The organism is Limosilactobacillus agrestimuris, from assembly GCF_943193105.1.
Taxonomy (GTDB): Bacteria; Bacillota; Bacilli; order Lactobacillales; family Lactobacillaceae; genus Limosilactobacillus; species Limosilactobacillus agrestimuris.
Genome location: NZ_CALPCW010000009.1, coordinates 81,868 through 88,377, shown reverse-complemented (window position 1 = coordinate 88,377; position 6,510 = coordinate 81,868). Strand labels below are relative to the sequence as shown.

At 38.2% G+C, this 6,510-nt stretch carries 7 protein-coding genes; all 7 read right to left on the bottom strand.

Features of this window, described 5'->3' with window-relative positions:
- Window positions 1-400: 400 nt before the first annotated feature.
- Complete coding sequence (locus NFR46_RS06795; protein ID WP_251575863.1) at window positions 401-649, bottom strand: DUF1797 family protein; 249 nt, start codon at window positions 647-649, stop codon at window positions 401-403.
- Window positions 650-721: 72 nt separating this feature from the next.
- Window positions 722-1,741 (bottom strand): lysylphosphatidylglycerol synthase transmembrane domain-containing protein, encoded by a 1,020-nt coding sequence (locus NFR46_RS06790; protein ID WP_251575861.1) that lies wholly within the window; start codon window positions 1,739-1,741, stop codon window positions 722-724.
- Entirely contained in the window at window positions 1,741-2,766 is a 1,026-nt protein-coding gene (locus NFR46_RS06785) for a glycosyltransferase family 4 protein (RefSeq protein WP_251575859.1), read from the bottom strand. The genes NFR46_RS06790 and NFR46_RS06785 overlap by 1 nt, the downstream gene beginning before the upstream one ends.
- A 3-nt stretch (window positions 2,767-2,769) precedes the next feature.
- A complete protein-coding gene (locus NFR46_RS06780; protein ID WP_251575857.1) occupies window positions 2,770-3,987 on the bottom strand; it encodes a glycosyltransferase family 4 protein in 1,218 nt (405 codons plus the stop codon).
- A gap of 156 nt (window positions 3,988-4,143) precedes the next feature.
- Complete coding sequence (ptsP, locus tag NFR46_RS06775) at window positions 4,144-5,874, bottom strand: phosphoenolpyruvate--protein phosphotransferase (protein WP_251575855.1); 1,731 nt, start codon at window positions 5,872-5,874, stop codon at window positions 4,144-4,146.
- Window positions 5,874-6,140, bottom strand: coding sequence for a phosphocarrier protein HPr (locus NFR46_RS06770; RefSeq protein ID WP_003716808.1), 267 nt, complete (start codon window positions 6,138-6,140; stop codon window positions 5,874-5,876). The genes ptsP and NFR46_RS06770 overlap by 1 nt, the downstream gene beginning before the upstream one ends.
- A gap of 116 nt (window positions 6,141-6,256) precedes the next feature.
- Entirely contained in the window at window positions 6,257-6,442 is a 186-nt protein-coding gene (locus NFR46_RS06765) for a hypothetical protein (RefSeq protein ID WP_251575853.1), read from the bottom strand.
- Window positions 6,443-6,510 lie beyond the last annotated feature (68 nt).

Sequence of the window (6,510 nt, the reverse complement as noted above, 5' to 3'; positions counted from 1 at the left end):
TAAAATATAAGAACTTGAATAGCTCTAATTCAAATTAATTAAGCGAATTGACTTCGCAAATGTTTTTGCTTCAAATCATAATGATTGAAGACCCTACACATTTGATTCGTCGAAACTTTGTTCAGTTTTCAAAGGTCTACCTTGTTTAACTAAACGGTTAAACAACATTTATTATTATATCACATACTTGTTTCAATGTCAATAACTAATTTCAAATTAATTTATTTAGTTAAATCTGAAGCATTGACCTCAACAAACAGCTTAAATAATATATCATGACACCAAGATGATGTCAACATATTATTTCAAATTAATTTACAAGTATCGTAAATTAATTCTGCTGTCTCACAGACAACGGTAACTAATATACATTGTTCTTTTGCTTACGTCAATAGGAAATTTAAAAAGTATGTTTAAAATCGTATAAACAATTAAAAACTTCAATTGCAACTAAATCAATGTCGTCAAAACGAAAACGTTCACGTGGTCGGTAACGAGCAAAGACAAATTCATCACTCGAACGAATATAAGTAACCTCACAAAGTGGAATACCAAATTGTTCAAAGATCCTTTTTTGTCTATTAGCTGTCCTATCTATTGTCATTGCCTGAAGTCGTTTAATAACTTTTTCTAGGTTTGAAGATTTCATCTTGCTCTTCTCCTTTGTTTATTATTAAAGAATAACTGCATGGCAAAAAATTGTCATGCAGTTACACTTAAATTATTTGCAATGTTGAACTCGATTTGGTTTAACAATTAATGCAATTATTCCGGCAAGCATCCCAAAGTAATATGTTAAAAGTCTCCAAAGAAGCATTGCTAAGACTAACTTGGTATTTGAATTAACAAAGCTAGCGAATAAAACAGAAAAACTATATTCTGCCCCACCTGCTCCTCCAGGAATTGGGAATAGTGAGATCACCATGAAGATTAACACGTGAAGACTAACTACCATAATAAAATTGATATGGTGTACCCCTAAAGAAAGTAAAATGAAATAAGGAATGATGTAATAGAAAAAAAGTTGAGCAATTGTCACAACACAGACTTTTGCTAATTTACCGTATTCTTTTTTCATCTTTAAACTTTCCTGATAGAAGGAATCAATCTTCTCATTTAGTAGAAGTTTCACTTTTTCATACCGTTCAGCTTTCATAAATAACGCTAACGGCTTGATAACTAAATTAGCAGCTTTTTTAGTAAAGTGGTACCAATACATTACCATTAATAGCCCGACAATAACAGCAAGGTGAATTGTAAAGCCGAAAACAACTAATAATGCTAATGCATGAAGTTTCTCTTCAATGTATTGAAAACCAATTAGTAGTGATATCAAAAAATTAACTACAATCATTGCTTGAAAAACAACAAACTTCATCAGGAGAACTGAACTTGCAATTCCCCCGTCTACCCCCGATTGAATCATGGCCACTAATTGAGCAGGTTGCCCACCAGTTGAAAATGGAGTAATTCCATTAAAAAGTTGTTCAATTAAAGGCAAGCGAAGTGAATCCTTCCAGGTAAAATCAGGGTAACGATCCTTCATAAAAATCTTTACCACGACCCCTTCTAGGCCTAGGTAAAGACAAATACAAATAACCGCAACAAGCATCCATCCCCAGTTAATCGTATTAAATTCTTGGACAAGAACACGAAGATTAATATCTCGTAAAGCATAGATAAAAATCCCAGCGCCAATTAGGAGCATTATACATAGAACTCCCCAATTACGTCGACTCATTAATTGGCCTCCTTCGCTTGTTGACGGTAAAAGCGATCCCAAACTTTTGCAAGGTGATCTTTCGAGTACCGCTTAGAAGCTTCGATAGCCCGCTTTTGTAAGTATTGGAGTTGCTTATGATTATGGGTAAGCTCTACCAATTTAGTTTGCATCTCACCCACATCCTTCGCTGGTTCATAGTCACCATCAATAATTGAATGATACAAATCAAGATCGCGAAGCATTACAGGAGTCCCACAACTAAATGCCTCCAGTACAGACATCGGGAATAACTCATTAAACGACGGCAACAGAAATAAATCCGCTGCATTATTTAATTCTGCAATTTGCTTTCGACTAATGATTCCCGTAAAGAGTAAATTAGCTGGTGGATTATCAACAACTTTTTTTAATTCACTATAACCATCAGTTAAGCGACCAAACGAAAAGCCACCGGCCCATACAAATTGAATATCCGGATTCTGCTTAGCTAATTTAATAAAATCAGGAACACCTTTCCGTTCCTGAATCTGGCCACTCCCAAAAACAACAAACTTATCCTCCGGTAAGTGGTACTTTTTTCGGTACTTCTTCCGCGTTGACTCATCAACCTGAAAGAAGTTGTCAGAATCAACAAAATTTGGAATATAGGTAACATGATCACGAGGAATTCCATAAGCAACCAGTTTATCAATAAAGGACGGATTAACTACAACAAGGTGATCCATCCGCTTATAAAAAGCAATTACATACCGATAAAAGATCCCCCGAAACGGTTGGGGGATCTTTAAACTCCCCTCTAAAGTTTCAGGAAGAAAGTGAACATAGCCAATTTTTCGTCCCCGTTTTTTAGAAAAGGTGGATAAATAAAAGGGCAGATCAATCGTGTGATAATGACTGATCTGACTTTTACGGTATTGGTTAATTGTAATGTCGAATTGATCGGCAAAGCGCGTTTTTAAAAGATGAATTAGTTCCAAGTAAGCACTACCGACCCCTTGTCCGGCAACCTTATCGGCAGACGAAAACATGGTAATTTTTAACATTGCTTAACTCCTCGATCGATGAAAAAGATTCCGAAACGTACCCTTTTGTTGTTCAGCTTGTTCTTTAGCCATTGTTGCCTGGCAATCCCGATAGAACTTTAAAATTCGGTGTGCAAATACTTCAGCTGAAATCTCGTGAAGTTTTGCATCCCGCTTATCCTGTTCTTCTGGTGAGCGTGGAGTATTGAGGTAGTGAAGAACACCATTAACGAGATCGATCCGCTTTTGGAAGCTAACCCCAATTGCTGGATCATCAATTAATTTGTCAGTATAAACACTCCGCATTACAACAATTGGCAAATCAGATGCTAGAGCCTCATCATATGTTAACCCTTGTGACTCTGAATCAGAGGCAGAAACAAAGACATCCGCCATTTGATAATAATGGTGTACATCGTCATTAGATATCTGTCCCGCAAACTGAATATGATCCGTTAAATGGAGTTGACGGACTTGCCGTTCCAAAGTCTCTCTTGCGGGACCATCCCCCACAATCAGTAGCTGTGCATCCGGCTTTTTCGCCAAAATATCCGGCATTGCTTCAATTAACGTATGAATATTTTTTTCAAATGCAAGCCGACTTAATGACAAGAGTAACGGAGTATCGGGCTGATATCCCCACTTAGCACGTAATTTATTCTGTGCTTCTACAGAGTCACGTTGGCCATATACTCGCAAATTAATCCCTGTAGGAATAATCCGAATTGGCGCATCAACCTTATAGGCACGCATTGTTTCTAATACCCGCTCGCTTGGTGCTACCACCCCTGAAATGTTGTGAAGGTAAAGGTGAGCTAACTTACCCACATCTTTTGGCTTCAGGATATGACCATTTGCAATATAATGAAGGTAATCCTGGTACATTGTGTGGTAAGTATGAAGACACGGAATATTAAGGTGACGGGCAACAACTTTCCCCATTACTCCTAATGAAAATTCAGTCTGATTATGAACAACATCAAGTTGGAGCTTCTCCGCAATTTTAATAGCACGAAAAGCCCCTCTTACTGCAATTCGACGATCCGTAAATGATACAAACGGAATGCTTGGAAAACGATAGATCCCGTTCTCCTCGTCATCGTGTTTTGCCTTTGGATCCGTAGTGGTAAAGATATAGACCTGATGTCCCTGAGCAATCAGTTCATCACGGAGCGTCTTAATTGACGTCGCAACCCCACTTACCTGGGGAAAATATGTATCTGTAAAAAGACCAATCTTCAAGCCAACTGCTCCTTTTTATTTAATCTCATTTCAACACAAGTGCATGATCATTATACAAAAGCATCTAACGATCCGCAAAATAGCATCTCAACAATTGTAGACTGATCAGCTGCTAGGGACAAGTTATTTCCGAAAATATTAAAGTCACTTAAGAAATTATTTAAGGATCTGTGGAACTTCTTGACGAATCATTTGTTCAACTTCTGCCGCTGTTGCAGCATTAATTGCTTTATGTACTAATGGCTGTAATTGGCGAGTATTAAGCTGGTTAATTAGAGAACGAATATGCAAAATATTACTGCTATTCATAGAAAATTCATCAAGTCCCATTGCCATTAATAACGGCGTTGCTAGTGGATTACCCGCCATTTCACCACACATACTAACCCATTTCCCTTCTGCATGGGCAGCATCAATCACCTGCTTTACCAAGCGCAAAACCGCTGGGTGTAGTTCTTGATAGAGATAGGCAACTTGAGAATTTCCCCGGTCGGCGGCAAATAAATACTGAATTAAATCATTACTACCGATACTAAAGAAATCTACTTCACGGGCAAAAACATCTGCCATTACAGCACTTGAAGGAATTTCAAGCATCATTCCCACTTCAATATCATCAGCTACTGAAACGCCTTCATCAATTAATCGTTGTCGCTCTTCATCCAGGATTTGTCGCGCTTGACGGAATTCTTCAATCGTTGCAATCATTGGAAACATAATCGCCAATTGTCCATAAACGGAAGAACGAAGAAGAGCACGGAGCTGTGGACGTAAGATTTCAGGCTTTGCTAACCCAATTCGGATTGCCCGAAAGCCCAAAAAAGGATTGTTCTCTTGTGGTAAATTCAGACTTCCTAGTTTTTTATCGCCACCAATATCAAGAGTCCGAACAACAACCCGTTGCCCTGCCATTTCGGTTAGAAATTGTTTGTAAGCTTTAGTCTGCTTATTCTCACTAGGAAAATGGTCATCCCTGGCATAAAGGAATTCACTACGAACAAGGCCAATCCCTTCAGCACCATTTTGACGAGCATCAACAACATCAGCAAGTGTTCCCACATTAGCTACTACTTTAAAATGACGACCGTCCGTACTAACCGTTTGTTCATCTTTTAGTGCGCCCCATTCATGTTGTTCACGCGTAAACTGGGCAGCAAGTCGTTGGTAATGATCAACTTCTTCTGTTGACGGTCGAACAATAACCTTACCGTGAATCCCATCAACGATCAGTAAATCACCATCATTAATTACTTCAGTTGCATTTTGAGTACCAACAACTGCAGGAAGTGCCAGTGTCTTACTCATAATGGTAAAGTGAGATGTCCGTCCACCTTCATCAGTTACTAACCCAGCAACAAAGCGACGATCAAACTGAGCAGTATCGGTTGGAGTAATATTTTGAGCAACAAAAATTGCCCGATGATCTAGTTGGGTTGGATCAGGAAGTTTAACTCCCATCAAATGACTAAGAATCCTTTTAGTAACATCCTTAATTGCTGTCGCCCGTGATGATAGATAATCATTATCATTCATCTTCTCAAGTACCTTAAGACGATCATTTGCAGTCTTTTTAATCGCCCATTCTGCAGTAAGGTGTTCTTGATTAATTTTTTCAATTATTTCAGCATGAAGGGACCGATCTTTTAAAATTGCCAGCTGGTCATCGACAACTGCCGCTGCCCTTTTTCCCAATGTTGCATGAGCATGCTGGTGAATTGCTTGTACTTCATTCAGCGTTAAAGCAAAAGAATCATGAAGCCGTTTGACCTCATGATTCTCATTGACTGAATATTGTTGGTTAACAGATAAATCCGGTCCCACTAATAGATAAGCAGGAGCAATCGAAATACCATTGCTCGCCGCTAAACCATTTAAGAGTGCAGACATTAGTCTGTTAAGCCTTCCTTCTTCATTGTTTCAGCAACGGCATCCAAAGCTTCCTTTTCGTCGTCACCCTTAGCAGTAATAGTAACTGAAGCATTTTGACCAACACCAAGTGACATAACACCCATGATGGACTTCAAGTTAACACTCTTACCTTCGTATGAAAGGGTAACATCAGAATTGTACTTAGAAGCTGCTTGAACCAGGATAGTTGCTGGACGAGCGTGAATACCTGTTTCAGATGTAATTGTAAAATCACGTTTTTCCATAATTAATCATTCTCCTTCGAGCATATTAACAAATTGTCAGTAGCTACGCCCTGATAATTTCATTGTTATTATTTTAGCAATTGTAAACCTTAATTACAAGTTCTCTCAACGATTGATTATCGCTTTTTTAATCGATATGTAAGCGTTCCCCCACGATGAGCCTCCGCTTCAATTTGCGTTCGATATTGATAAGCATGAAAAACTGGCTGAAACAGCTGAAATTCTTCAGGAGTAACATCAAATTGGTTAATTTTTCCTGAACGTAAATCTTCAAGTTCTTGTTGATAATCTCTTTCTGTCATTTAACCACCTCATTAAATGATATCTGACTTTTTCACCATCCTTATTTTAGCATTCATCTTATAAGAGT

Excerpts from the sequence above, each read along its gene's own strand:
- NFR46_RS06795 (WP_251575863.1), bottom strand. The coding sequence starts at position 649 with ATGAAATCTTCAAACCTAGAAAAAGTTATTAAACGACTTCAGGCAATG.
- NFR46_RS06790 (WP_251575861.1), bottom strand. The coding sequence starts at position 1,741 with ATGAGTCGACGTAATTGGGGAGTTCTATGTATAATGCTCCTAATTGGC.
- NFR46_RS06785 (WP_251575859.1), bottom strand. The coding sequence starts at position 2,766 with ATGTTAAAAATTACCATGTTTTCGTCTGCCGATAAGGTTGCCGGACAA.
- ptsP (WP_251575855.1), bottom strand. The coding sequence starts at position 5,874 with ATGTCTGCACTCTTAAATGGTTTAGCGGCGAGCAATGGTATTTCGATT.
- NFR46_RS06770 (WP_003716808.1), bottom strand. The coding sequence starts at position 6,140 with ATGGAAAAACGTGATTTTACAATTACATCTGAAACAGGTATTCACGCT.
- NFR46_RS06765 (WP_251575853.1), bottom strand. The coding sequence starts at position 6,442 with ATGACAGAAAGAGATTATCAACAAGAACTTGAAGATTTACGTTCAGGA.